Origin of the sequence: Clostridium porci, assembly GCF_009696375.1 — a bacterium.
Lineage (GTDB): Bacteria > Bacillota > Clostridia > Lachnospirales > Lachnospiraceae > Enterocloster > Enterocloster porci.
The window spans coordinates 1-20,717 of record NZ_VUMD01000030.1; the positions used below are offsets into that span (position 1 = coordinate 1).

Sequence of the window (20,717 nt, forward strand, 5' to 3'; positions counted from 1 at the left end):
AACCTTGGAAAATAAAGTTGATAACCGAACCATTTTTCTTGGTAAATCTATGGAAAAAAGTTAGAAATGTGGAAAACTTGATAAAAGAAAAACCCGGACTTCTGTCCGGGACTTTGTCTACAGTCTGGGCGGACACAGGGATGTCCGCTTTTTATGTGTCTGAAAACATTTTGTATGTGCGAAATTTCCGAAGAAAAATCTCATAATTAAAAAAAGAAAATAAAGGAGGATAAAACTGTGCAAGGAATGTTATTTAGTGCAGCTCAGAGCTATGCGTGGATCCTGGAGTGCAGCAAAAAATTATTAACCCATGAAACAAGTGCGGAACCGGCAAATAAAACAGAACATCAGATCAACACCCGATTGTTCAATAACGCATTTTGTGGACTGTTACGACTTGGCTATCCATACGAACTGAGCAAGGAAGAATCAGCGGATTACCTGGTTTTTGTGATCGATGGTGTTCAGTACAAATGTCCGGTAGGAACCGCAGCGAATGTATTGAGAGAGGAATTTGAGCGTTATGCCCCCGATGCAGCCGCACTGGTACCGCAAAAAAGCAAGGATAAGAAAGCAAAGAGCCCGGAAACAAAGATGCCGCCGAAGGAGCGGAAGGAAGATACTCCCACAAAAACGCCTGAAGGCGCTGGCGAAAATATCAAACCTGCGCCACCGGCAAACCCAGAATTAAAGCCTGATACTCCAAAACCGCCAACTCCAATCCTCTCCACATCAAACAGAGAAGAGACAAAGGCTGCCAAGGATACGCCAGTATCAACGAAAGATCCCTCTGTGGAACCGGCAAAAGAGATGCAGGTGTCCAAAGTGGAGGCGCCTGTAGAGAGAAAGGTATCCGTTGAGAAACCTGTTTCCGAAAAGACCGTTCTTCCGGAAACACAGGATAAGGATGTCAAAAAAGAAATGCATCGCACACCGGAAACCAAACATACAGTGAAGGAAGAGAAGCCGAAAACTGATGCGTCAAGTGTATTGATGAGCGCAGGTTTCCCAAATCTTGATGATCTGTCCTTTGCGTTCTCTAAGGGAAGCAAGAAAGTGCTGGATATTGGAGTAGATGCAGAGTCAAAACCTGAAAGTGCCATTCCAAAGAAAACCGAAAACTCTGAAATGGTAAATCCAGATCCGGTCAAAGAAGAGACCCCGATCTCCGTTGCTACGGATACATATACAGAGGAGCAGGCAGAGCCAGCAAAGCAGAACGAACCGAAAAGCGAAGAGGCCATGCGAGTAGCGGCACCTTTACCGGAAATTGATGATAGTTTTATGTTACCACCAGACGAAGAAGAGGATGAGGAACCACTCTTGTTAGGTGGAATCCCCGTAAGAGAGCCGGCTCCTACAAAAAACACTGAAGGCAAAGATGCCTCGTTTGCAGAGGAAAAACCGCAGGAGCATACTGACACCACTGCAGAAACAGCCACCGTCAAAACAGAACCTGTTGTGATCGCTCCTGCAGAAGAATCAAAAGCATCAGTGACACCAAAACCGGTTGGCAGTTTTTTCAAGCCAAAAAGCCAGCCAGTGATTCGTGAAGAACACGAAGTCCACGCAGTAGAAACACCAACAGCTCCGGTAGAAGAGAAAACGAAAGAGGAGAAGAAAGGGTTGTTCGCATTCTTTAAGAAGGAGAAACCTGATAAAGTAGAATCGCCTGCTCCGTCCTTAGATACTCCCGTACCAGTTGATGAGGTGAAACGTGAGCCTGTTATTCCAGAGGTAAGGGAAACTTTAAGCCCTCCGGCAGAGGCGGCGCCGGCGATGGATGCCAAGGCGGAAACGCCTGCTCCAAACACAGCTGTGGAAGAGTATGATTTTTCACAGGACGGCGGAACACTGTTCCAGCATATTCATCAAGTTGCAGTCAAACCTCGTTTTGGTGATGCAATCGTTTCCAGGGCAAGATTTATCATCTGGCCAACAAGGATTATCACAATGCATACCGGAACGACATTTGCCGATATCTTGGTCCATGTAACCGACGAAGAAGGCAATGAACAGATTTTCTGTACGGAAGGCAAGGTGCAGCAGTTAAAGATGACCGTTGGCGGCAAGCATTACTGTGTCTACGGAATCTGGAACAACAGTGTATTTGAATCTCACGTCACTCTGGACGACAAGTCTGCGAGTATGTTCCGAATGGAAGAAGAGGTTACAAAGCATGAGCCAAAAGGACGTTACGGTGACGAATTCCTCGATCAGTTCCGCTACGATCATAAGGGGCAGCCATTCCACTTTGTTGTGCCGTTCTTGAGCGGAAACCGCGGCGAACGCAATATCCCGATTGTAGGATATGTTGCCATGGATGGTAAGAAATATGCCCTTGAGCGTTGCGAAGGCAATACACTGCGATACCGTACACGCACCAAGGCTGACAAAATCATTCGTGGACATTGGGAGAAAGGACAATTCACCTTCACCATTGATGATGCAACCAGAGTATTATGGGATGAAGATGTGATCTAATCCTCCGAGTAAAAGGGCGACAGATAGTCGTCTTTTTTTTTGTGTATGTATTCCACCCATTGTTGCTACACCTACTCCTGTTTTTCATAAAATGTCAAATATTGATGTCAATAAACATTGTTTTTTATATCCGCAAGGTTCTAAATTCGATTTTTCCCCTTCGTTTTTTTATAATAAGTACAGAATTTAGAAGAGAAGGAGGATTATATTTTCGATGCAGCATGATATGAACCAAATTCGGAGCCTGCAAAAACGCGTCGAACAAGAAGGGGCCCGGAAACAATCCTACGATAAAATTTTAAATGACTGGATGGGCGACAACGGGATACTCATCCAGGATCCAGATACCATCGATTATTATCTAACGTTGATCCCGATTATGGAAAGGAGATTAGAAGCAAATGAAGTATGACGCAATGAATTTACAGATGGAAGATGCATATGACGATTCCGATTATCCGACTTATGAAACCATGGAATATTCCAATGAGGAAGATGGAGTAGATGAGGAGCTTACGGCACCGCAGCCGGCAAAAGGACGCAAAAACCGGAAAAAGAATGACAATGTAATCACCATTGATGAGTACGATTTTTATAAGACAACCGTCAAAGTTGATCGTGGTGAAGTATCGAAACAGCGTTATGCAGCCCTGGCAAAAGCGGTTCTTAGCGATGACGAGACCGTGTGTAAAGCCGCTCGTGAGGAGGCTTGCTATTATATGAAGGGTCTGGTGCGTGAATTCATTCGTAAAAAATATCGCACATACATTGATAAGGATCCGGATTTTGCATCCGACCTTGAACAGGAGGCTTATGCGAATATCATCAAGTATCTTCCGGAGTATGACGCTTCTAAGGGAGAGCCGTCCACGTTCTTTTACTATCATATTAAATCTGCCATTGCCGGAGCAACAAACGCTATGAAACATCAGGTTTCCTCTGCTGATACAGCATTAAAGCGTAAAATTATGAAAATTAACAAGATTTATGAGGAGTTTGGCCGCAAACCAACTCTCGGCGATTATATGGCTGAGACCAATGAAACGATGTCAAAGATCAGAAGCGTATTGGCTATGATGTCCACGGACATGAATACTCATCTGGAAGCAATTCCTGAGTACGATCAGCTGATTGCTGGTGACGCACACGTTAACAGAATGTTTGAATCTCCTGAAAATATTGTGATTAAGAACATGACATTCGAAGCCGTAGTTCAGCGTCTTAATGCAATGTTTACTAAGATGGAAGTCGATATTTTCATGCGATATACCTATCATCAGGAGCCGATCCCTTCTATCGCCAAGTCCTTTTCCATCAACGGAGATGATAAGATCCGTCGCATTATCGAGAAGGTAAAGCATGGTATTCAGTATGATCCGCAGGCAAGAGCTGCTTATTTTGGTTCCATCGGTCACCCGCAGGCATCTGTTGTTGAGTTCCTTCCAATCGAAAGCACCAATGAAGCGATCGACCTGCTGTCCGCAATCGCTCTGTAATGCAGACCACATAAGCAATATTTCTTTGTAGTTTCGCTCGTTTATGCACAATAATTGCCACGCATAATTGATGCGAAAAGATAGAGGAAGGAGAGTTTATGGATCGCAAGAGATTGATTGAAGAATGTGATGCTCAGTCCGTAGTGGACTATCTGCAGATGGAATGTCAGCATCGAGGAAGATACACTTTCATCTTATGCCCAGGACACGAAGCACGTTTGGGACGCCCGGATACCAAAATGGGGAATGCCATCTTAAAAAAGAATGGGTATTACTGCTATGCGTGCAGTATTTTTGTGACGACGCACGATATGATTATGGAATACCTGGATTGCTCTTCTGATGAGGCATATCGCATCATGGCCGAAGCAATGGGCGGCGTCGAGCTGTACGCTGGAGATTCCAAAACGCCGGCATTAAACTTGCCAAAGTACCGACTGACCCAGGAAGAATGTGCGGTCATTGGGTTATATCCTAAGTTTTCTCCAACCATTGCCACGGTACAGACAACCGGAGGGGAGAAGCATATCCAGGATGGGCTTTATATTCTCTGGCAGCGTAATCCAGATGCCTATTTTGGGCTCATCGTGAAACGTGCAAAAGAGATGAGAAAAAAGTATCAGTACCTCAAAACACATTATGCTTCCGCAAAGGCAGATCTGGCATACCAGATTTATGACATTCTGGGGGAGTGTTTTGACCACTCGGTTTACAAAACCATGGACCGCGTGTTAGCAGAGCGAATTGAAATCTGCAATAAGATCATCACAATCTTTAGCAAAGCAAGAAATCCGAAACCAGCCAAATAATGGCTGGTTTTTTGCTATAATGCACGGTTATTTCCCCATAATTGCATCATGAATTGATATGAGGAAAGGAGGCAGCGTATCAGTCTCGCGATACGGCAGCAGTATGGCAAAAATTACAAGACATGGACGCAAAAGAGCAAAAGAGCGTGCCGGTATCGGAAAGGGCAATCTCCAAAAAATGGCGTCAAAGATCCTACGGGAAGGAGTCACTCACAAAGAGTGCAGCGGGGATCTGAAACGCTGGGTAACATCGAAGTATTTTCGAAATAAGCAGGCGAACAACATTCGATTGTATGGCAATCAATGTTACATCTTCAAAAATGAAACCCTGATTACCGTTTTACCAATTCCGGAAAACTTAGTATCGGAAGTTGCAAAAATTCGTAGGGAGCGAACCACAAAAGCGAAGTACCGACTTGACCGCAAGGAGAGTATTTCCGTCAACGGCTTTCAGTTATTCCGTATTATCGCTGAACGCAATTTTGCAGACGTACATATGGGAGATCGCGGCGGCTATATCATGCACACCAAAAACCTGTCTTCAGAAGGCGATTGCTGGGTATACGATGATGCACGCGTATTTGGAAAGGCTGTGGTAAAAGAAAACGCTATTGTGGAAATGTCCGCCTCCGTTGATGGTCAGGCCACCATTGCCGGGAATGCAGTGATCACCGATGACAGTATTGTACAGGGCAAGGCAACCGTCTGCGGAGATGTGACTATTCAGGATCACAGCTGCATTCGAGGAAGCGCCTATGTTTGCGGAGATGGAGTTGCATCGAATTTTATGTGCCACCATGGAGTGCATGAGATCTCCAAACAGCAGGAAGAACCATTGGCACCAAAGCCCAATATGATTTCCAATGAGGAACGTATTCAAAATTTAATGGAGGTGAGCTTCTGCAGAAGTGAACAGGAAGCAAGGCTCCTTGATGATTGGCTGCGCACGCACTAAACGCTTAGACCTCTCGTATTTCGAGGGGTCTTTTTTTGTTACCAATCGGTACGCGGGTATGTACGTTCCGTTTTTCCCGGTACAATACCACAAAAAGTCAAATTGCTATATATTAGCGTTTTGAAATGACTAATAAGTTAGCAAATTAGAAATACTTAGCAAATTAGAAATACCAATCCCTATCGGGTTAAGATCTTTCGTCGCCCTTTTTTCTAAAAAATTAAAAATCCCATAAGTGAAAGAGTCCTTTCCGTTCCACTTTCACCTCTTACATCACAAATAACTCCGTCCATCAGAACCGCCAGTTTTCCTCCGCCACCCGCCAATTCCCCGCCTCAACCAAATCTGTGTGTAAGCCCTTGCTGCCGCCACATTCTCACGGATAAGAAAAATCCCCTTCTTCCCGCATAAAATAAAAGGAAAAGTGCCAAAAAGAGTACAGAAAACGCCATATCACAGAGAAATCGGTATCCGCAAGAAACGCCGGTCACCCCATCTTTCCACTTCTTTGGAAAAAACGGAAAGAGAGAGGAGAGGACACCGCCCGTAATCTGTGTGTAATCCATTTCCCCGCCACTTCTCCACCCACCCAAAGAGGAAACACCGCCGCCACCACAGCCAATCCTTCTTCCTTTCTTCTTCCTTCCTCCCCAAAATAAGGGAAAGAGGGCTGTCACCCCGCCAATTCCCATAAAAACCACCACATATGTGATGGCATTTTTTCTTCCAAACAAAAAAAGTCCAAAAAAATAGAGGAAGAGCACCAAGAAGGTGGTGGAAAACGCCGCCCATGGAATTCCTGCGGATAACAAAAACCACCATGTATCTGGTGTATTTTGCGGATATAAAAAAGCGCCACAGTTTGAATATACTCCACGTATCTGGCGTAAAACCTGCGGATATGGAATTTACTCCGCCCGTAATCGGTGTGAACCACCTCCAATTCCCACCACGTACCTGACGTAAAGCAGCGCCGGCATATTCAAAACACCACCGCGTATGTGACGGTAAAGTTGCGGATAAGAAAAAGAATACCATCACGTATCTGGAGTAATCTTGCGGATATGAAAACCGCCACCATACCAAATCCCACCACGTATCTGATGGTTTTTGTTATCCGCAGTATTCCGTCACAGTAGAAAACCACCACGTATCTGGTGGAAACCAAACATATCACCTCCAATATATCCTCACGTATCTGGCGTATTTCTTCCATTCTCTTTCTATCATACCTCACGTATCTGATGAAAAACAGACAGAGGCCGCCGGAAGAAGCAGAGTATGCCACCATGTATGTGATGGGAAATAGACAAACTGCAAAGGAATACCACCACGTACAGTGATGAAAGTCTTCTTCGTATACACCGGTATCTTTCCATAATTCCTCACGTATCTGACGTATGATTTCCAAATACCATCACGTATCTGGTGTATTTCTGTAATACCGATAATGCCGCCACGCATCGCATAATTAAAGAAATACAAAAGAGGAAGAGACTATGATGATTTTTACAGGACGGATTGATACCGTCATGGCATATGACACTGAAACCTGCCAGGCTGAGTTTCTGGCGGAGTACGACAACAAACTTTACGAATGCAGCGGATATGCACCGGGCATCCGGGAAGGGATGGAGGCCCGTATGGCAATCGCCCTTCACAAACCCGCAAAAGAACCGGAGGCACCAAAAAGGAGAAGACGAAGAAAAAAGACGGAAGCACATGTGGTCTGTCAAAGCGAAATCCTGACGTCGGCCGCCGGTGTCGTATTTCATGTGGTATGGTTTTCCCCTTATGGCCACAGCACCAAAAAAGGTGTCTATGTGTTACTCCAGTCCAAAGCGTTCGCTTTAATTGGACGTCACATCACCGAGCAGATCGTAAATACCTTCGGAGATGATGCTGCCGGTATTTTGGAGTGTGATCCGATGCAGCTGACTGCCTTAAAGGGAATCGGAAAGAAGCGTATCGAATCCATCAGCGACGCCTGGAGGGAAGCCGGCCGGTTAAAAGACATCCTTCTTTTAACGAACGGAGCATTGTCCGTCAAAGAGGCGGAGCGGATCGAACAGTATTACGGCGATGAGGTGATCTCCGTTCTGACAATGGATATGTTCCGGCTCTGCAGAGAGTTGGAGTTTTCCTTTGCGCGGGTGGATGCCATTGCGACTCACATGGGAATGCATCGTCACGATATCCGACGGATGCGTCAGGTCATCGCACAGGTACTAACAGACGTATCCAGGCAGGAGGGACATTGTTTCCTGCGGCCGAATATGGCAAAGAGAAAAATGCAGGAGCTGCTTCTTTCCTTTCCAACGGAACTGGAGTCCTACGGTCCAAAGCTCATGTGGCGTGCAAAGCGAGATGCAGAGTGGTGGCCAAACAGAAGAAAGAATGTGATCCAGGCCTACAAGCTCACCGAAGAGGATGCGCGGTATCTGGACGAATGGCAAAAGGAATGGATGCGATATGGAGAAGAATATAACATTGCCGTAAGCGCCGCGGAAGCGGTGGATCTGGTGGTGACGGATGAGAACCTGGTTGCCTTAAAAGAACTGTATGAAGTGGAGCAATACGTGTCTGACCTGGTAATGGAGATGTCCGAAGCACCGTGCGTCTGCGAACCGACGGGAATCGAGCGCTTCTTAAAAGCGTACGAGGAAACACACTTTGTCACGGACCGAAACGGAAACCAGGTTCCGGTGATCCTGGCCGCCGGCCAAAAGGAAGCAATCAAACGAAGCCTCCATGCCCGCATCAGTGTCATTACCGGAGGCCCAGGCCACGGAAAGACGACAGTGATCCAGGAGATCGCATTATGGTGGCAGGAACATGTTTCCAACAGCGTCGTCATGGTAGCGCCCACAGGAAGGGCTGCAAAACGCATGGCGGAGACAACCAAAGAGGTAGGCTGCCCCTGTGCAACGATTCACCGCATGCTTGGCCTTTGTTCGGACTCACCGATGGTAACTCCGACAGACAGGACCTTAATCTTATGCGATGAAACCAGCATGGTGGACATCTTTTTAGCCAAATCGTTAATGGAGTATGCACAGGATTCGACCTTGGTTCTGATCGGTGACGCTGATCAGCTGCCGCCGGTTGGTCCCGGCAATTTCTTCCGCGATGTCATTGCTTCAGGCCGCGTCCCGGTATCGGTGCTGACGGAATGCTTCCGAAACAGCGGCAACATCGTCGAGAACTCCTTACGGATCAACACAGGTAACCCGTGGCTCTCCTGCGGCGACGACTTCTTTGTCACCGTGATGGAAGAAGAAAAGATGGTAAAAGCGATCACCGATACCTACCTGCTATCTTTAAGCCAGGGGATCCCACAAAATGAGATCTGCGTCCTTTCTCCCAGAAGACAGAACGGACTTACCGGATCCAATGCCTTAAACCGGGCACTGCAGGAGGCAGTCAACCCAAGACGGCCGGAGGTAAGCGAATACCACGGTTTCCGAACCGGCGATCGCGTCATGCAGATGAAAAATAACTACAGCATGGCCTGGGAACGGGAAGTGGTGGGAGATGGAGTAGTGGTAAAAATCGAACAGGACCAGGGCGTTTTTAACGGAGATACCGGAAACATCATCTCCATCGAAGATGGCATCGTCACCGTTTTGATGGATGACGGGATCAAATGCCGCTACGGGGCAGAAGAGATGGAAGAACTGTCCCTGGCCTATGCCACAACGGTACACAAAGCACAGGGGTCGGAATTTAAGCGGGTGCTTATGGTACTGGCCCAGGAACACGGAAATCTTCTGACCCGGTCAATCTTTTACACAGGAGAGACCAGGGCCAAAAAGGAATTCGCACTGTTTTGTGAATTGCCGGCATTAAAAAAAGCCGTGGAGACCGTAGGCTCCAGTCAGAGGTTTACAAGATTAAAGAGCTGCCTGATGGAACGTGTACGGCCACTGTGGGGAATGTAAGAGGTGTTCGATTTTTTTCATCCCCACAGCCCCACCTGACGTAAGCAGGCACAGGTAGTGCAAGGAACAATCAATCCCAATCAGAAAAATCCGGCTTTTGTGCCTTTCAGTTGTTTCACCCTAACATTGACAAAACGGTCAAAGAAGGATATACTTGTATATACAAACAGTAAAGGAGGGTGATGTAATGGTAACGCAGGTAAAACCGTGGGGAAATAGCCAGGGAATCCGCATTCCTCAGAATATCTTAAAAGAAGCTCGCATCAAACCAAATGATTTTTTAGAAATTGAAATCATAAGCGACGGAATCACACTCAAAAAAAAGAATCGGCATCGCACCTTAGCAGAGCGCATCGCAGAAGCAGGGGGATCGTTAGAACATGTTGGCGAATTTGACTGGGGTGAACCGGTAGGAAGAGAGGTATGGTAGTATGCTTCCGATTAACCAGGGCGATATCTTAAAAGTAGAGCGTTTGACGAATTACGTGCTCGTTGTCAGTAACAACACGTTTAATGAGTGTGAAAACGTAGTAGTATGCCCAATTTCCAAGCAATGGGAGAAAACGGCGCTCCACATTCCGATTGAGACCAAGGAAGTAACAGGAACCGTATGGTGCGAACAGGTAAAACTCCTTGATCTTCGAGTGCGTGGCTTTGCAAAAGTCAGCGAATTGCAATATGAAGACGTCATGAACATTACGGATGCAATTCAAGGCATATTTGATTATATGGGTTAAATGTCTCCATACCTGACGAACGTCAGATTGAAATTGCACAGCTTGGCTATAAAACCATGCGATTGAAAATTTTCAAAAGGCCTGGAAAAATCCGGGTCTTTTTTATTACCCTACAGCGAACCACTGTGCCACAGGTTCTTCATCCGTCAAACTAATAACCGAAAAAAATCCGACCATAATTATAGAGAATCACAAAAGGAGGAAAAATTGATGAAAAAATTCATATGGCCTTTATTTATTGTAATGTTTGCTGGTATCGCACTGCTTTGCAGTATGTTTTCGTTGCAGAAATTAAAAAACAAACCGTTAGGCATTCTGTATGGAGGATTAGGTGTGATGTTTGTGATCATGGCCGCCGCCGTATATTTGACTGCAGCCCCAATCTAAAAAACGCCGTTTTTTCATATCCGCATCATTTGAAAATGAACAGCCGCACTCTCGTGACTTTAGTCATGTAAGGCTTCACTGCCGTGCAGAACTAGCATACAAAAAACACAGCAACAACACCCATGAAGCCAAAATGAAAAATCTAAGCGTAAAAATCATAAATAAAACCTCAAGAGCAGAAGACCTCAGCATCCATTCGTCCTTTGGTATGAGTGGGATGTTCTATTTTAATATCCGGTACCATAATTACATTGAAACGAAAACCAGACATACGAGTCAAAGGAGGAATTTGATTGTATTTTAAAATTTTAAGACCGGACCTTACCCATTACGGCTACACATACCATGAAGGTCTCAATGAGAATTTTAGGTCGTTTGAACCATGGCAATCAGGGAAGGGAGGACTATTTTTCTCAAACGAAGAAAAAAATCCTGGCATTCTGCGATCAAGGAGATAAAATCGCAGAGGTCACCCTCCCTGATGGAGAGACAGTGATCGAAGAGAAAGAGGGTTACAAATCCCATCGGATCATTCTGAGTGAAATCAGGGATCTGTGGACGGTAGAAACCTTCCAGTGGCTCAAGGAATGCGGCGTGAACCTTCATGCGGGATATGAATGGCCGCTCATTATTGCGGCAGACCAAGGCTGCTTGGAAGTAATCAAGTATCTCAAAGATAATGGTGCCAATATTCGTACGCAAAATGACCTTGCACTGCGTCGGGCTGCTATGGAAGGCCATCTGGAAGTCGTCGCGTATTTAGTAGACCACGGCGCAGATATTCACACTTTGGACGATGAAGTGCTTGATTTTGCTGTATCATACGGTCACCTGGATATTGTAAAATATCTGGTAGAACATGGTGCTGATATCCATGCAAAGGATGGCCAGATACTCTGTAAGGCTGCGCAATATGATTATCTAAATATCGTAACCTATTTCGTTGAGCAGGGTATTGATGTTCATTTAGGTGATGAAAGCGCCCTTCGCTGGGCTGCAGCTGAGGGCCATCTGGAAATCGTGCAGTATCTGGTGAATCATGGTGCAAATATTCATGCGAAGGACGATGATGCACTTTGTCTTGCGACGATGGGAGGACATCTGAATATCGTAAAGTACCTGGTAAAACAGGGCGCCAATATTCACGCACAGAATAAAGCTGCTTTTCGCCTGGCAAAGAAATATGGGTACCCAAAAATCATGAGGTATCAATCATGAGGTATCTTGAAGAGCGGAGGTCAGAATCATATGACACGATATAACGAAGGCGAATACAGATACAAAAACGCCTATGTTGCAATTTTCAACTATTTCGGGGATTTGACCGTGCTTGCAGACAAACTCGGCGGAACAGTAGTGGAAAACACCATATGCCTAACCGATCTGAGCGGGCAGGAAATTACCGATCTGATGGAACGGAACGGATTGGACTACAACTATGGCAACACACCGGAAGAGGCACAGCGATCGGAATGAGAAAACATAGACACCATCATGTAAAAATTTGAAAATATGCAAAACGAATACTATTCTCCAAAAGCACCCGGAAAACTGGGTGCTTTTTTGTGTGAAAACAGAAAAAGGTATGCTCACACAAACTGCCAGGCAGAGAAAAACAGGCAGAAAACAAAAATACCCTGATCCCTGCACCAACAAATCCCCTTCCATAATTAACACGCAACAATAAAGTCATAGAGTTGAAAGGAGAAAACATATGAAGGACCATAAGGATCAGGGAAAGGAGCTGAGAAAGGCAGTTGTTGTATGCAGCGAATACTGCAGAAACACAGAGATCCTTTCCAAAAAAGCGCTTGAGTGCTATGACAAAAAGAAGGGAGAATTCGACTGGGACGAGTTGTGCGAAGCAGATTACTACTGGGAATTACGGGAAGATGCCAAAGTGTTCCTCGGATTCTTTACCGGCAAGAATAATGAAGAAATTCTCACAAACGCTGAAAAGGAGAGCAAAATCCCGGCTTTATATCTGCAGATTGTAGAATAAGAAGGAGAAATTCACATGAAAATCAAAGAAACATATGCGTGTGAATGCTGTAATCAAGAATACAGCGAAAAAGAAGTCGCACTGAACTGTGAAAATACTCATGTTAAAATCAAAGAAATTATGGCAGTGGAGTACGGCAGACAGGAAAAATACCCATCAACGGTCAGCTTTGTGATGGAAGATGGTGAGATTCTGAACTTCCATTCAGAAGATTGCTTTTAACAGAAAGATGAGGAAGCATTGAAGGTGATGGAACCAAACGAAATCGATCACCATTGTTCTGACCTTTACTTAAAAGTAACGGAAGAATCTGATAAGCTGATCGAAAACTATGAGTTTAGAGGGCTTGTGACAACATTCAAAAGCATCCGCCCAGATGACAAGGGCAGTCTTTGGTATGACATCCCATTTGGATATATACCTGAATGGCAACGTGAAAAGAAAGATTAACCCGAACGACATTGTAGAAAAACAAGCACAGAAGGGAGAACAATATGTACGGGATCAAAGTGAGCTACTCCTGGGGTGACCAGGAAGATGGTTTGTATGGCGACTACAAAACCAAAGAGGAAGCCTACAAGGGAATGTGTGAATTAGCTTGCAAAGAAGCATATGTCCAGAATGAAGAGTTTGCAGAAGATCGGACCTGCTCTATTGAGTTTGATGCCTATCACAAAAAATCGATTTGCATTACGCATACGATAACAGCGTCTGCTACTACAGAATCAAAAGAAAGGGAAAGAAAAGAGAGGGAAACAATATGTCAAACTTGTGTTCAACAACGATCACCATTCGATGTCATGACAGGCAATTACTTGAATGGTTCTATGAAAAAATTAAAAAGTTGAGCGAAAAAGATGTGGTCGCCAATGACTGGGGAAGATTTCTCGGAAACATTGTCGTGAATGCCGGCATTGGAACCTTTGATACCGGGAAAGAGAGCGACCTGTTTTGCGCCGGTTCCCTAGATGACATCCAGCTAAAAGAAGATGAGATTCAGATTGAGACATCCACAAAAAATGGACCTGCAATTAAGATGTGGGCAAAACTCGTTAAGAAGTATTTGCCGTTTGCGGAGATTGTGTATGTCGCAGATGAACCCGGAAGTGCCATGTACGCCACAAATGATCCAAAGATGAAAGATATGTATATCATTGATTCATCCACTGCTGAGATTGAAACCAATTATGAGGTTTCGCCGGAGGATCTGAAAAGGTTGCTGAAGGAACTGCTGAAAACAGAAACGGATGACCTGGATGCACTGATCGACATGCTGGAAGCATCTGACTATGGTGATGCGATCTGCGTCTATCAGTGGGAATATGAGGATATCGCACATTGCTGCTAAAATATGTTGTTCACAAAAGAGGCCTGTATAGGTCTCTTTTTTATTATTACAGCTAAAAAAGAATGAATTTTCATATCCGCATATCTTAGAAGTTGAGCGTGAGAACGCTATGCAGTATATTAAAAAATTTCTTGCAATCATATCAATCATTCCCATACCATAATTGCCTTGAAAAACATAGACGTAGAGAGGAGAAATCGATGAAAAAAGAAGTAAAAGTTTCCTTATGCATTTCAGAAAACGATTCTTATGTGGAACTCTGGAAAAATATCAATCCGAAAATGGGGGAAGCGGAATATTATGGCCGCTACACTTATCAGGATCAGGGAACCTGGTATTACGTTAGCGACGCATTAGGATATTGCGAACTGTTTTCCCAGTATCGAAGGAAATCGTATTTCTTTGCTGCACGAAAGACGGGAAAGAATATTGCAGGTATTCCAATGCTGATACGAATCCGCTGCCCAAATTTGAAACCGTTGTCAAGGCAGAGTGGGAAAAAGCAAAGAAGAAACTGGCTGTTTTAACAGAGTTAAATCATGCACAGGAATTCTGGCTTTCCTCGGTTAGAGAAAATGAAGACCGATTTAAGCAATGGCTGCTTTCCTTTAAGGATCCGGAAAAGTACGCAAAAGAAATTAAAACAATGTATGGGTATGACGACAACTGGTTGTATGCCTGTCCGGAAGAAATTTGTTCCGAAACGGTTACTTATGCCGCACCAATGGATTTTGATGCCAGATGCGATTTCCCTCAGATGAAATTGCATCGTAAAAGTTCTTGCAAACCGATCCCAGGGACAACATTTACCTACTTGGGAACCCGTTATTGCTTTTCCAGAATCGCGTTTCGACACAAGGTTTGCGGTGCAACCTGGATGGAATACCATTGCACAAAGGAAACGCCGGAGTGGAACGAAATGTATCATCACACCGAAAGCTATGGTGTGTTTGGATATGATTTCAACGCCGCGGCAGAGGGCCCTATGTATAGCGAACGCACCGCTGTTTCTCTGGTCAAAGATGCCTTGAAGCTCAGTATGCCAGCTGATTTCGGGTATTATGTGGTCACAGAAAAGCAAGGCTATCAGACCTTGGGGCGCTATACAGTGCATAACCTGGCAGAGCACATACTGAACCGAAACTACCGGAAAACAAACGTAGGCGATTTAACGGTACAGCTTGTAAATACCTGCAAAATGGTTGGATCAAACGCATGGATCAGGCATGGCAATGAAGTAATTTGTATTGCTAATAAGATAAACGCCGAAACGCTGAAAAAATTGTACCCGGATATTCCTGCATGGGCGTGGTTGCAGGCAATACATGCAGCAAAATAAGAACGGATGGAGGAAAGCAATGGAAACAAGTATATTCACCCGTGATGGGAAAATATGGACAAGATTCAAGGTCAAAGTAAAGGAATTGCAGATGTATGCAAGATTGCTGAAAAAGTATGTGGATATTCATAAACCAGTCAAACAGAGTAGTCGGTACATATACTTTGAAGTGGAAGGCGACCTGCTGAATCAATAAAACAAAGCATTTGGAGGAGTGAAAGAAGATGTCTAAAAGATATGAAACACACGATTGCATTGGGAATGTCAGTGATGGCGGACCACATGATATTTCATTGAAAAACCCATGCACTGCAGAAAATACCAACCGACAGAAAGGAAAAGGTTCAGCAGTCATTGTATCACTCTGTACCAGAGTGCAAGTATTCATTTTGGTATCTGTTGTGAACCGAGATATTTCGGTTGAATCATTTCAAACGATAGAAGAAGCGAAAAAAGAAATGAAGACTCGCTTTTTCGCTACAGATGGCATAGAAGCATGTTTAGAAGCAGGAGATGCATTGTTAGGAGAAACATCGGCATGGTGTAATGCGGACGGTGGAAATACGCAGTGTGATTGGGACATTTTCACAATCAACAAAACACTGGAAAAAGTAAAATAAGGAGAACACAGATGGCAAGAGGATATTTGTACGAAATCGCAAAGAACCCGGAATGCTTATTCTGCATGGATGCAGATGAAGCAACACTGCGATATGCAACAAACGAATTCGAGTGGAGTGAAGATCTTAATCCGGAGGAACCACAGAAAGATTTGTTGGAGTTTTTAGAGCAACTGGGCGCCAAGATAAGCGTAGACGAAGAAGGAAGAAAACAGTTCCAGATTTCTGAACAGGTGAAACAGCGATATTTCCACGACCGCTTTCACGCCATGAAACAAATGGTAGAGCAAATGACACTGGAAACATTCAGCTGCGATGGAATTTCAAAGTTACAGGAACTTCTGGAGGAATCGTATGATAATGCGGTTTATCTGGGCGACTATGAAAATAACAAATTTCTTTCCTTCGATCAGTTTATCCGTGAGGCCGAAACAAATATTTCATATTATATCGGTAGTGTCATTCTCATGCATTAAAGGAGTATTAAATCATGTAGGTTCTGTATGACGAAAAAAAGATACGTTATGGCTTCACAATTGCAAAATCAAAAGAAGAAAGAAGGAATATCAAAATGTTACTGTATGGTGTATGTGTTTCTAAAATGAAAGTGAATAACGAAAAAGCGGTTCAGTTTTTAAAAGAGTTGGCAGATGCAGGGTTGGGTGCTGATGATTATTATGAAATTTTTTTAGAGGATACAAGCGGTGATGAGGATTATACTTTCAGTCGATGGATAGAGGATTTTGAATCGAATGGATATTATGGTTTGTCTGCATTTTTGCAAGAAGTTATTTCTTTTGATGAAAAAATCGATATTTCCTGTGACGATCCAAATGGCATTCAGTATCTCGGATTAAGCGCAGACGTACCTTGGAATTTCAACGAAAAAACAAGAAATATGTCTGAAAACGAGTATAATGAGATTCTGAGAAAGTACATCAATAAGGTTACCGACGATGAGCTGACCATCTGCTGGCGATCCATAAGCGATGACAGCGATTACTAACTGTCAGGCGCAGACAAATATCATGTGACAGAACATTCCACATCTTCTCCAAAGAGCTGCTGCAAGAGCGGCTCTTTTTTTTGCCCAAACATAGGAAAATCATTCCATCACTTCTCATTCCATAATTAAACCGAAACATAAAAGGAACAGAGAAAAAGGAGGATAAAACCATGGAAGAACATACTATAACAAAATGTCCTACTCATATCATCAGGTGTGGGCATATTGAAAATCCCAGACACATCGGTCCGTGTTTTCTCAGAATGTCTTCTGGATTATCACGAAACAGGTGGTGATTCGTTATTACACTACCTAAAGGAGGAGTGTCTAATACGTGCACAGGCAGTAGACATCGTGTCATACAATGGGCTAAACTTTACGGTTCAAGAGATAATCTCTGTGTTACCGGAAGCCGCTCGTAATGCGTATAGCAGCGAGAGAGCGTGCGCTGAAGCTAATGTAAAGATGTATTATGAGATACTTCGCAAATAACGCGTGTAGTGTAAAAACAACTATCACAAGCTGGAGCCGTGTGATTCTGGAGAATCAGAAGTCGGTGTCGATTAAAAAAGTAACAATTATCAAATACAGCGGCGGCTGGATTACCGCCGGGAAAGGAGAAGCGGGAGGCTCGATGGCTTAAAAAGAGGGTGCGGCTGACGCTGCATTCCTCCCGATGACTAAAGTCACGGTTTTCCTGCAAAGGTATTATGAGTAATCGGTTATCATTTTATTTATCAAGAAAAGATGAGAAAGCATTTACCGAAGACATGATATGTGAGATGCATATCATGATGCAGCACAACAAATTCGCAATTTTTGAAGATAGTATCGAACATGATTACAGAGAATTCATGTATTTTGAAGGTAGGAATAACCATGCTAGGTATTACTACACAGGCAATGGTTATGATAATGATGATGACATCAGCGATGATGTGTGGGATTTTTCTAAAAAATTCCCTAATGTAATTTTTGTCCTTGATTGCGAAGGCGAAGATGGAAAAAGATGGAGAGAATATTATAAGAATGGTAAAAAAGATTGTTGCAAACCCATAACCACTTATAGAGAACCGTATTTTGATAAACAAAAAGAAAATAATAATAATAAATGGAAATTGACGGATGATGATAGTTTTCAGATCCGAAAAGAGCGAAAAGAAGATGTTTTTGAATTGTATCAAATCGACTCTGTTGTATCATCATATGAAAGAGGAGAGCGTGACTTTCGAGTAAGTCATGCTGTAGTTTATCTTTCTGATATCGATACAGAAGATGTATTGGACTGCTATGGTTACGAATCCCTCAAAGCACTTAAAGAAGAATACGGAGATGACTGGAAAGGAATTCTCGCAGAATGTGATTTTGAGTTGACTTCTCAAAACGGAGAGTGCTTTATTAGTCCTGACATGACATGGGATGAGGCGAAGCAGTTGATCTGCGAGTTATCTGGCTACAGCGAAGGCAGTGAAGCCCCCAAAAAGCAAAAGGATGTATTCCGTGTCTGCGGGCTGCAGTTCCCTGTCGAGGATGGAATCACGACCAATGGGATTCAGTCGCTTCTTAAAATGGCAAATGGAAATACCTTCGACTTCATCCTGGTGGATGCAGAGGCATCTGCAGCAATCTTCCTCATAAATTCGGAGGTATATGCCCAATGGGAAAGCGAAGGGATCCTGCAGGCTTTTAAGGCATTCATCCGGGAAATCCTGGATGACAAAGAAAAAGAAACAGAAGATGGGATGTACCAGTTTGAGGACGCAAGGATTCTGAATGAAAATGGAACTGTTGCAACGCATATAGAGGAAGTATATCTTGGATATTAGACTTCATACGCTGCCAGGGACATCCCTGGCAGAAGCAACGAGAAACGGTATTGGAGGAACCAATGAGAAAATCAAACAGTTATGTCCACCTGTCATTTGACCTAGTGGAAGAGTTCGTCCCGCGTGTCCCCAAAAGCCGTCTGAAAACAGAAGATGCCGTCACGCCCCGCATCTGCGTGGCAAAATACATACCGCAGGCGCTGTCTGCGGTGCCATCGGCAGGCAAAACGATCGAGGCGATGCTGGAAATCGGGATGCCGGTTGTGATCCACGCCTACCACCTTCAGTCAGATGCCGTGATACAAACCGAAGATTTACTGGAGGCTGTTCCGGATGCCTGGTACACGGGAGAGATGTGGATCACGAAAAGACCTGAGAAAGTGTGGCGGCAAGACTACGAGTTATGCAATATTTTTCTGTATCGCATAAAGGATTTAAACGGAAAAGAAATCATTGTACCGGATACATACGCTTTAAAACGAGTACGCCACCAAGACAACTGGAAGAATTTCCTGCAGCAGATGGACATAAAGGAAACGGACGAAGTACGGGAGATCATGACACAGACCTTGTTTTCTACCATGATCGTAAACTTATTGCCGGAATTAAAACTCATAAAGGAGAAAAGATGAGAATCATTAAAAAGAATACTCACCTGGAATTCCAGATCAAAATAGGCAGTCAGTATGTGACAGTTGCCTCACTGGTTCCATGGTTATTTAGTAAACATCACCACAAATACAGCCTGTATTTTTACTATTACGGCGCAGAATTTGAACAAGGGGCTATCGCAGGAATGATAACGAAAGCATGACCGTTTGGAAAGAAGAGGTTGAAAGTCTGGATGACTTTGTAAAACGCGTGCAAAAGATCGTGATGAAAAAAACTTTACGTAATCGGAAATTCGATCCTTTGCGAAATTCGTTCCCTCGAATGAGGGTAATCATCTTGCGGATAAAGGAAATGGAAGTTTTTGAGTCTGAACATCCGTTTTTTATGGAAAGCATTCTGGTGATATGTCAAGAGATAAAGCAGAAGGTTTATCCCGGATATCATATGATGACCGCAGCCTCGCGTAATGAGCATTCACCCAGTCAGCATTTTTTGCTGGTGCTAACGACTGGGGATGCAACTTCTGTGTAAGCGGAATATGTCATATGAGCCAGGCTGCATGCTTTCGGAGCAGTCTCGGATAAAACCGGCTGAAAGGAAAAAAAGCAGTGCCTTCAGACATCAGACTCTGCTGATATCATACCACAGGATTGACCTTATGAAAATGTAACTATTGACTGTATAGACGGGAGTAAGATGAGGGGAGTACCTCTTAGATGTCCTTACCTCTATACCATAAAAAAGAATTAGTCTGTAAGCTGTTTTTCTTGCTTACAAACTTATTATACGAGGAGAAAAAATGAGAGAATGTTGCGGAACATGCCGGTTTAACCGGAGAGACCGTGTGAAGCCAGGACACAAGGGGCATGCGGAATACTGTTGCGGGAACGAAGACAACGACAATTACGGTATTCCAACGCTTTACGGTGACTACTGCGAAGACTGGGAAGAAAAAGAATAAGATCAGACAAATTCTCCAAAAGGAGCCTGGAAACAGGCTTCTTTTTTGGTGTGTGCCGAGCATGGCTCTAATCTTACTGGTGAAAGTCCAGTCACAGGTATTTACCGCCAAGTGTAGTGAACCACAAGTCGGCATCAGTAATGGTATGGATGAAGGAAGTGGTGTAGCAAAGTTCTTGAGCCTACGTACAGAAA

30 protein-coding genes are annotated in these 20,717 nt (G+C 44.0%); 29 read left to right on the forward strand and 1 reads right to left on the reverse strand.

The genetic code is table 11. The features are described from left to right. The 6 genes from FYJ39_RS20730 to FYJ39_RS19310 form a co-directional block, all read left to right on the forward strand. On the forward strand, positions 1-206 hold a 206-nt coding region (locus FYJ39_RS20730; RefSeq protein WP_207708713.1), incomplete at its 5' end, for a hypothetical protein. A gap of 31 nt (positions 207-237) precedes the next feature. Continuing rightward, a complete protein-coding gene (locus FYJ39_RS19290; RefSeq protein WP_154473967.1) occupies positions 238-2,484 on the forward strand; it encodes a hypothetical protein in 2,247 nt (748 codons plus the stop codon). A 214-nt stretch (positions 2,485-2,698) separates the two neighbouring features. Next, positions 2,699-2,896, forward strand: a complete 198-nt coding sequence (locus FYJ39_RS19295; RefSeq protein ID WP_154473968.1) for a hypothetical protein — start codon at positions 2,699-2,701, stop codon at positions 2,894-2,896. Continuing rightward, the gene (locus tag FYJ39_RS19300) at positions 2,886-3,980 is read left to right on the forward strand and encodes a hypothetical protein (protein WP_154473969.1); all 1,095 of its coding nucleotides are present in this window, start codon (positions 2,886-2,888) and stop codon (positions 3,978-3,980) included. The genes FYJ39_RS19295 and FYJ39_RS19300 overlap by 11 nt, the downstream gene beginning before the upstream one ends. Positions 3,981-4,078: 98 nt before the next feature. Beyond that, the gene (locus FYJ39_RS19305) at positions 4,079-4,789 is read left to right on the forward strand and encodes a hypothetical protein (RefSeq protein ID WP_154473970.1); all 711 of its coding nucleotides are present in this window, start codon (positions 4,079-4,081) and stop codon (positions 4,787-4,789) included. A gap of 103 nt (positions 4,790-4,892) precedes the next feature. After that, positions 4,893-5,744, forward strand: a complete 852-nt coding sequence (locus FYJ39_RS19310; protein ID WP_154473971.1) for a hypothetical protein — start codon at positions 4,893-4,895, stop codon at positions 5,742-5,744. Between the two features lie 982 nt (positions 5,745-6,726). On the opposite strand, the gene FYJ39_RS19315 is transcribed toward FYJ39_RS19310, so the two are convergent. Continuing rightward, complete coding sequence (locus tag FYJ39_RS19315; RefSeq protein WP_154473972.1) at positions 6,727-6,960, reverse strand: hypothetical protein; 234 nt, start codon at positions 6,958-6,960, stop codon at positions 6,727-6,729. A 283-nt stretch (positions 6,961-7,243) separates the two neighbouring features. Between FYJ39_RS19315 and FYJ39_RS19320 the strand changes: the two genes are divergently transcribed. From FYJ39_RS19320 to FYJ39_RS19425, 23 genes are all read left to right on the forward strand, one after another. Next, complete coding sequence (locus tag FYJ39_RS19320; RefSeq protein ID WP_154473973.1) at positions 7,244-9,685, forward strand: AAA family ATPase; 2,442 nt, start codon at positions 7,244-7,246, stop codon at positions 9,683-9,685. A gap of 187 nt (positions 9,686-9,872) precedes the next feature. Further along, positions 9,873-10,115: an AbrB/MazE/SpoVT family DNA-binding domain-containing protein gene (locus FYJ39_RS19325; RefSeq protein ID WP_154473974.1), complete on the forward strand. Its 243-nt coding sequence runs from the start codon at positions 9,873-9,875 to the stop codon at positions 10,113-10,115. Between the two features lies 1 nt (position 10,116). After that, on the forward strand, positions 10,117-10,422 hold the full coding sequence (locus FYJ39_RS19330) for a type II toxin-antitoxin system PemK/MazF family toxin (protein WP_154473975.1): 306 nt from the start codon (positions 10,117-10,119) through the stop codon (positions 10,420-10,422). A 210-nt stretch (positions 10,423-10,632) separates the two neighbouring features. Beyond that, positions 10,633-10,809 carry a hypothetical protein gene (locus FYJ39_RS19335; protein ID WP_154473976.1) on the forward strand — a complete coding sequence of 59 codons (177 nt, stop codon included), beginning with the start codon at positions 10,633-10,635 and terminating at the stop codon, positions 10,807-10,809. Positions 10,810-11,166: 357 nt separating this feature from the next. Then, positions 11,167-12,027 carry an ankyrin repeat domain-containing protein gene (locus FYJ39_RS19340; RefSeq protein ID WP_195840484.1) on the forward strand — a complete coding sequence of 287 codons (861 nt, stop codon included), beginning with the start codon at positions 11,167-11,169 and terminating at the stop codon, positions 12,025-12,027. Positions 12,028-12,057: 30 nt separating this feature from the next. Then, positions 12,058-12,285, forward strand: coding sequence for a hypothetical protein (locus tag FYJ39_RS19345; RefSeq protein WP_154473978.1), 228 nt, complete (start codon positions 12,058-12,060; stop codon positions 12,283-12,285). Between the two features lie 238 nt (positions 12,286-12,523). Further along, positions 12,524-12,811, forward strand: a complete 288-nt coding sequence (locus FYJ39_RS19350) for a hypothetical protein (RefSeq protein WP_154473979.1) — start codon at positions 12,524-12,526, stop codon at positions 12,809-12,811. Positions 12,812-12,826: 15 nt separating this feature from the next. After that, positions 12,827-13,033 carry a hypothetical protein gene (locus tag FYJ39_RS19355; protein ID WP_154473980.1) on the forward strand — a complete coding sequence of 69 codons (207 nt, stop codon included), beginning with the start codon at positions 12,827-12,829 and terminating at the stop codon, positions 13,031-13,033. Positions 13,034-13,060: 27 nt separating this feature from the next. Next, complete coding sequence (locus FYJ39_RS19360; RefSeq protein WP_154473981.1) at positions 13,061-13,261, forward strand: hypothetical protein; 201 nt, start codon at positions 13,061-13,063, stop codon at positions 13,259-13,261. A gap of 44 nt (positions 13,262-13,305) precedes the next feature. Beyond that, complete coding sequence (locus FYJ39_RS19365; protein ID WP_154473982.1) at positions 13,306-13,659, forward strand: hypothetical protein; 354 nt, start codon at positions 13,306-13,308, stop codon at positions 13,657-13,659. Next, positions 13,656-14,159 carry a hypothetical protein gene (locus tag FYJ39_RS19370; protein WP_154473983.1) on the forward strand — a complete coding sequence of 168 codons (504 nt, stop codon included), beginning with the start codon at positions 13,656-13,658 and terminating at the stop codon, positions 14,157-14,159. The genes FYJ39_RS19365 and FYJ39_RS19370 overlap by 4 nt, the downstream gene beginning before the upstream one ends. 200 nt (positions 14,160-14,359) lie before the next feature. After that, a complete protein-coding gene (locus FYJ39_RS19375; protein WP_154473984.1) occupies positions 14,360-14,686 on the forward strand; it encodes a hypothetical protein in 327 nt (108 codons plus the stop codon). A 119-nt stretch (positions 14,687-14,805) separates the two neighbouring features. Next, the gene (locus FYJ39_RS19380) at positions 14,806-15,498 is read left to right on the forward strand and encodes a hypothetical protein (protein WP_154473985.1); all 693 of its coding nucleotides are present in this window, start codon (positions 14,806-14,808) and stop codon (positions 15,496-15,498) included. Between the two features lie 19 nt (positions 15,499-15,517). Next, positions 15,518-15,694: a hypothetical protein gene (locus tag FYJ39_RS20625; RefSeq protein ID WP_195840485.1), complete on the forward strand. Its 177-nt coding sequence runs from the start codon at positions 15,518-15,520 to the stop codon at positions 15,692-15,694. A gap of 28 nt (positions 15,695-15,722) precedes the next feature. Then, positions 15,723-16,118: a hypothetical protein gene (locus FYJ39_RS19385; RefSeq protein ID WP_154473986.1), complete on the forward strand. Its 396-nt coding sequence runs from the start codon at positions 15,723-15,725 to the stop codon at positions 16,116-16,118. Positions 16,119-16,129: 11 nt separating this feature from the next. Next, positions 16,130-16,594: a hypothetical protein gene (locus tag FYJ39_RS19390; RefSeq protein ID WP_154473987.1), complete on the forward strand. Its 465-nt coding sequence runs from the start codon at positions 16,130-16,132 to the stop codon at positions 16,592-16,594. Between the two features lie 95 nt (positions 16,595-16,689). After that, positions 16,690-17,124, forward strand: a complete 435-nt coding sequence (locus tag FYJ39_RS19395; RefSeq protein WP_154473988.1) for a hypothetical protein — start codon at positions 16,690-16,692, stop codon at positions 17,122-17,124. Between the two features lie 472 nt (positions 17,125-17,596). Then, a complete protein-coding gene (locus tag FYJ39_RS19400) occupies positions 17,597-17,767 on the forward strand; it encodes a hypothetical protein (RefSeq protein ID WP_154473989.1) in 171 nt (56 codons plus the stop codon). A gap of 67 nt (positions 17,768-17,834) precedes the next feature. Next, complete coding sequence (locus FYJ39_RS19405; protein WP_154473990.1) at positions 17,835-18,950, forward strand: hypothetical protein; 1,116 nt, start codon at positions 17,835-17,837, stop codon at positions 18,948-18,950. Between the two features lie 62 nt (positions 18,951-19,012). Then, complete coding sequence (locus FYJ39_RS19410; protein WP_154473991.1) at positions 19,013-19,582, forward strand: hypothetical protein; 570 nt, start codon at positions 19,013-19,015, stop codon at positions 19,580-19,582. After that, complete coding sequence (locus tag FYJ39_RS19415; RefSeq protein WP_154473992.1) at positions 19,579-19,764, forward strand: hypothetical protein; 186 nt, start codon at positions 19,579-19,581, stop codon at positions 19,762-19,764. The genes FYJ39_RS19410 and FYJ39_RS19415 overlap by 4 nt, the downstream gene beginning before the upstream one ends. Then, positions 19,761-20,093: a hypothetical protein gene (locus FYJ39_RS19420; protein WP_154473993.1), complete on the forward strand. Its 333-nt coding sequence runs from the start codon at positions 19,761-19,763 to the stop codon at positions 20,091-20,093. Before FYJ39_RS19415 ends, FYJ39_RS19420 begins: the two co-directional genes overlap by 4 nt. Positions 20,094-20,361: 268 nt before the next feature. After that, on the forward strand, positions 20,362-20,523 hold the full coding sequence (locus FYJ39_RS19425) for a hypothetical protein (protein WP_154473994.1): 162 nt from the start codon (positions 20,362-20,364) through the stop codon (positions 20,521-20,523). The last annotated feature ends 194 nt before the right edge of the window (positions 20,524-20,717 follow it).

Coding starts and splice junctions, on each gene's coding strand:
- FYJ39_RS19420 (WP_154473993.1), top strand. CDS start 19,761: ATGACCGTTTGGAAAGAAGAGGTTGAAAGTCTGGATGACTTTGTAAAA.
- FYJ39_RS19305 (WP_154473970.1), top strand. CDS start 4,079: ATGGATCGCAAGAGATTGATTGAAGAATGTGATGCTCAGTCCGTAGTG.
- FYJ39_RS19330 (WP_154473975.1), top strand. CDS start 10,117: ATGCTTCCGATTAACCAGGGCGATATCTTAAAAGTAGAGCGTTTGACG.
- FYJ39_RS19360 (WP_154473981.1), top strand. CDS start 13,061: ATGGAACCAAACGAAATCGATCACCATTGTTCTGACCTTTACTTAAAA.
- FYJ39_RS19380 (WP_154473985.1), top strand. CDS start 14,806: ATGTATGGGTATGACGACAACTGGTTGTATGCCTGTCCGGAAGAAATT.
- FYJ39_RS19340 (WP_195840484.1), top strand. CDS start 11,167: ATGAGAATTTTAGGTCGTTTGAACCATGGCAATCAGGGAAGGGAGGAC.
- FYJ39_RS19310 (WP_154473971.1), top strand. CDS start 4,893: ATGGCAAAAATTACAAGACATGGACGCAAAAGAGCAAAAGAGCGTGCC.
- FYJ39_RS19355 (WP_154473980.1), top strand. CDS start 12,827: ATGAAAATCAAAGAAACATATGCGTGTGAATGCTGTAATCAAGAATAC.
- FYJ39_RS19395 (WP_154473988.1), top strand. CDS start 16,690: ATGTTACTGTATGGTGTATGTGTTTCTAAAATGAAAGTGAATAACGAA.
- FYJ39_RS19400 (WP_154473989.1), top strand. CDS start 17,597: ATGAGATACTTCGCAAATAACGCGTGTAGTGTAAAAACAACTATCACA.
- FYJ39_RS20625 (WP_195840485.1), top strand. CDS start 15,518: ATGGAAACAAGTATATTCACCCGTGATGGGAAAATATGGACAAGATTC.
- FYJ39_RS19410 (WP_154473991.1), top strand. CDS start 19,013: ATGAGAAAATCAAACAGTTATGTCCACCTGTCATTTGACCTAGTGGAA.
- FYJ39_RS19320 (WP_154473973.1), top strand. CDS start 7,244: ATGATGATTTTTACAGGACGGATTGATACCGTCATGGCATATGACACT.
- FYJ39_RS19375 (WP_154473984.1), top strand. CDS start 14,360: ATGAAAAAAGAAGTAAAAGTTTCCTTATGCATTTCAGAAAACGATTCT.
- FYJ39_RS19425 (WP_154473994.1), top strand. CDS start 20,362: ATGAGAGAATGTTGCGGAACATGCCGGTTTAACCGGAGAGACCGTGTG.
- FYJ39_RS19315 (WP_154473972.1), bottom strand. CDS start 6,960: ATGGAAGAAATACGCCAGATACGTGAGGATATATTGGAGGTGATATGT.
- FYJ39_RS19385 (WP_154473986.1), top strand. CDS start 15,723: ATGTCTAAAAGATATGAAACACACGATTGCATTGGGAATGTCAGTGAT.
- FYJ39_RS19300 (WP_154473969.1), top strand. CDS start 2,886: ATGAAGTATGACGCAATGAATTTACAGATGGAAGATGCATATGACGAT.
- FYJ39_RS19295 (WP_154473968.1), top strand. CDS start 2,699: ATGCAGCATGATATGAACCAAATTCGGAGCCTGCAAAAACGCGTCGAA.
- FYJ39_RS19405 (WP_154473990.1), top strand. CDS start 17,835: ATGAGTAATCGGTTATCATTTTATTTATCAAGAAAAGATGAGAAAGCA.
- FYJ39_RS19415 (WP_154473992.1), top strand. CDS start 19,579: ATGAGAATCATTAAAAAGAATACTCACCTGGAATTCCAGATCAAAATA.
- FYJ39_RS19350 (WP_154473979.1), top strand. CDS start 12,524: ATGAAGGACCATAAGGATCAGGGAAAGGAGCTGAGAAAGGCAGTTGTT.
- FYJ39_RS19335 (WP_154473976.1), top strand. CDS start 10,633: ATGAAAAAATTCATATGGCCTTTATTTATTGTAATGTTTGCTGGTATC.
- FYJ39_RS19365 (WP_154473982.1), top strand. CDS start 13,306: ATGTACGGGATCAAAGTGAGCTACTCCTGGGGTGACCAGGAAGATGGT.
- FYJ39_RS19390 (WP_154473987.1), top strand. CDS start 16,130: ATGGCAAGAGGATATTTGTACGAAATCGCAAAGAACCCGGAATGCTTA.
- FYJ39_RS19345 (WP_154473978.1), top strand. CDS start 12,058: ATGACACGATATAACGAAGGCGAATACAGATACAAAAACGCCTATGTT.
- FYJ39_RS19325 (WP_154473974.1), top strand. CDS start 9,873: ATGGTAACGCAGGTAAAACCGTGGGGAAATAGCCAGGGAATCCGCATT.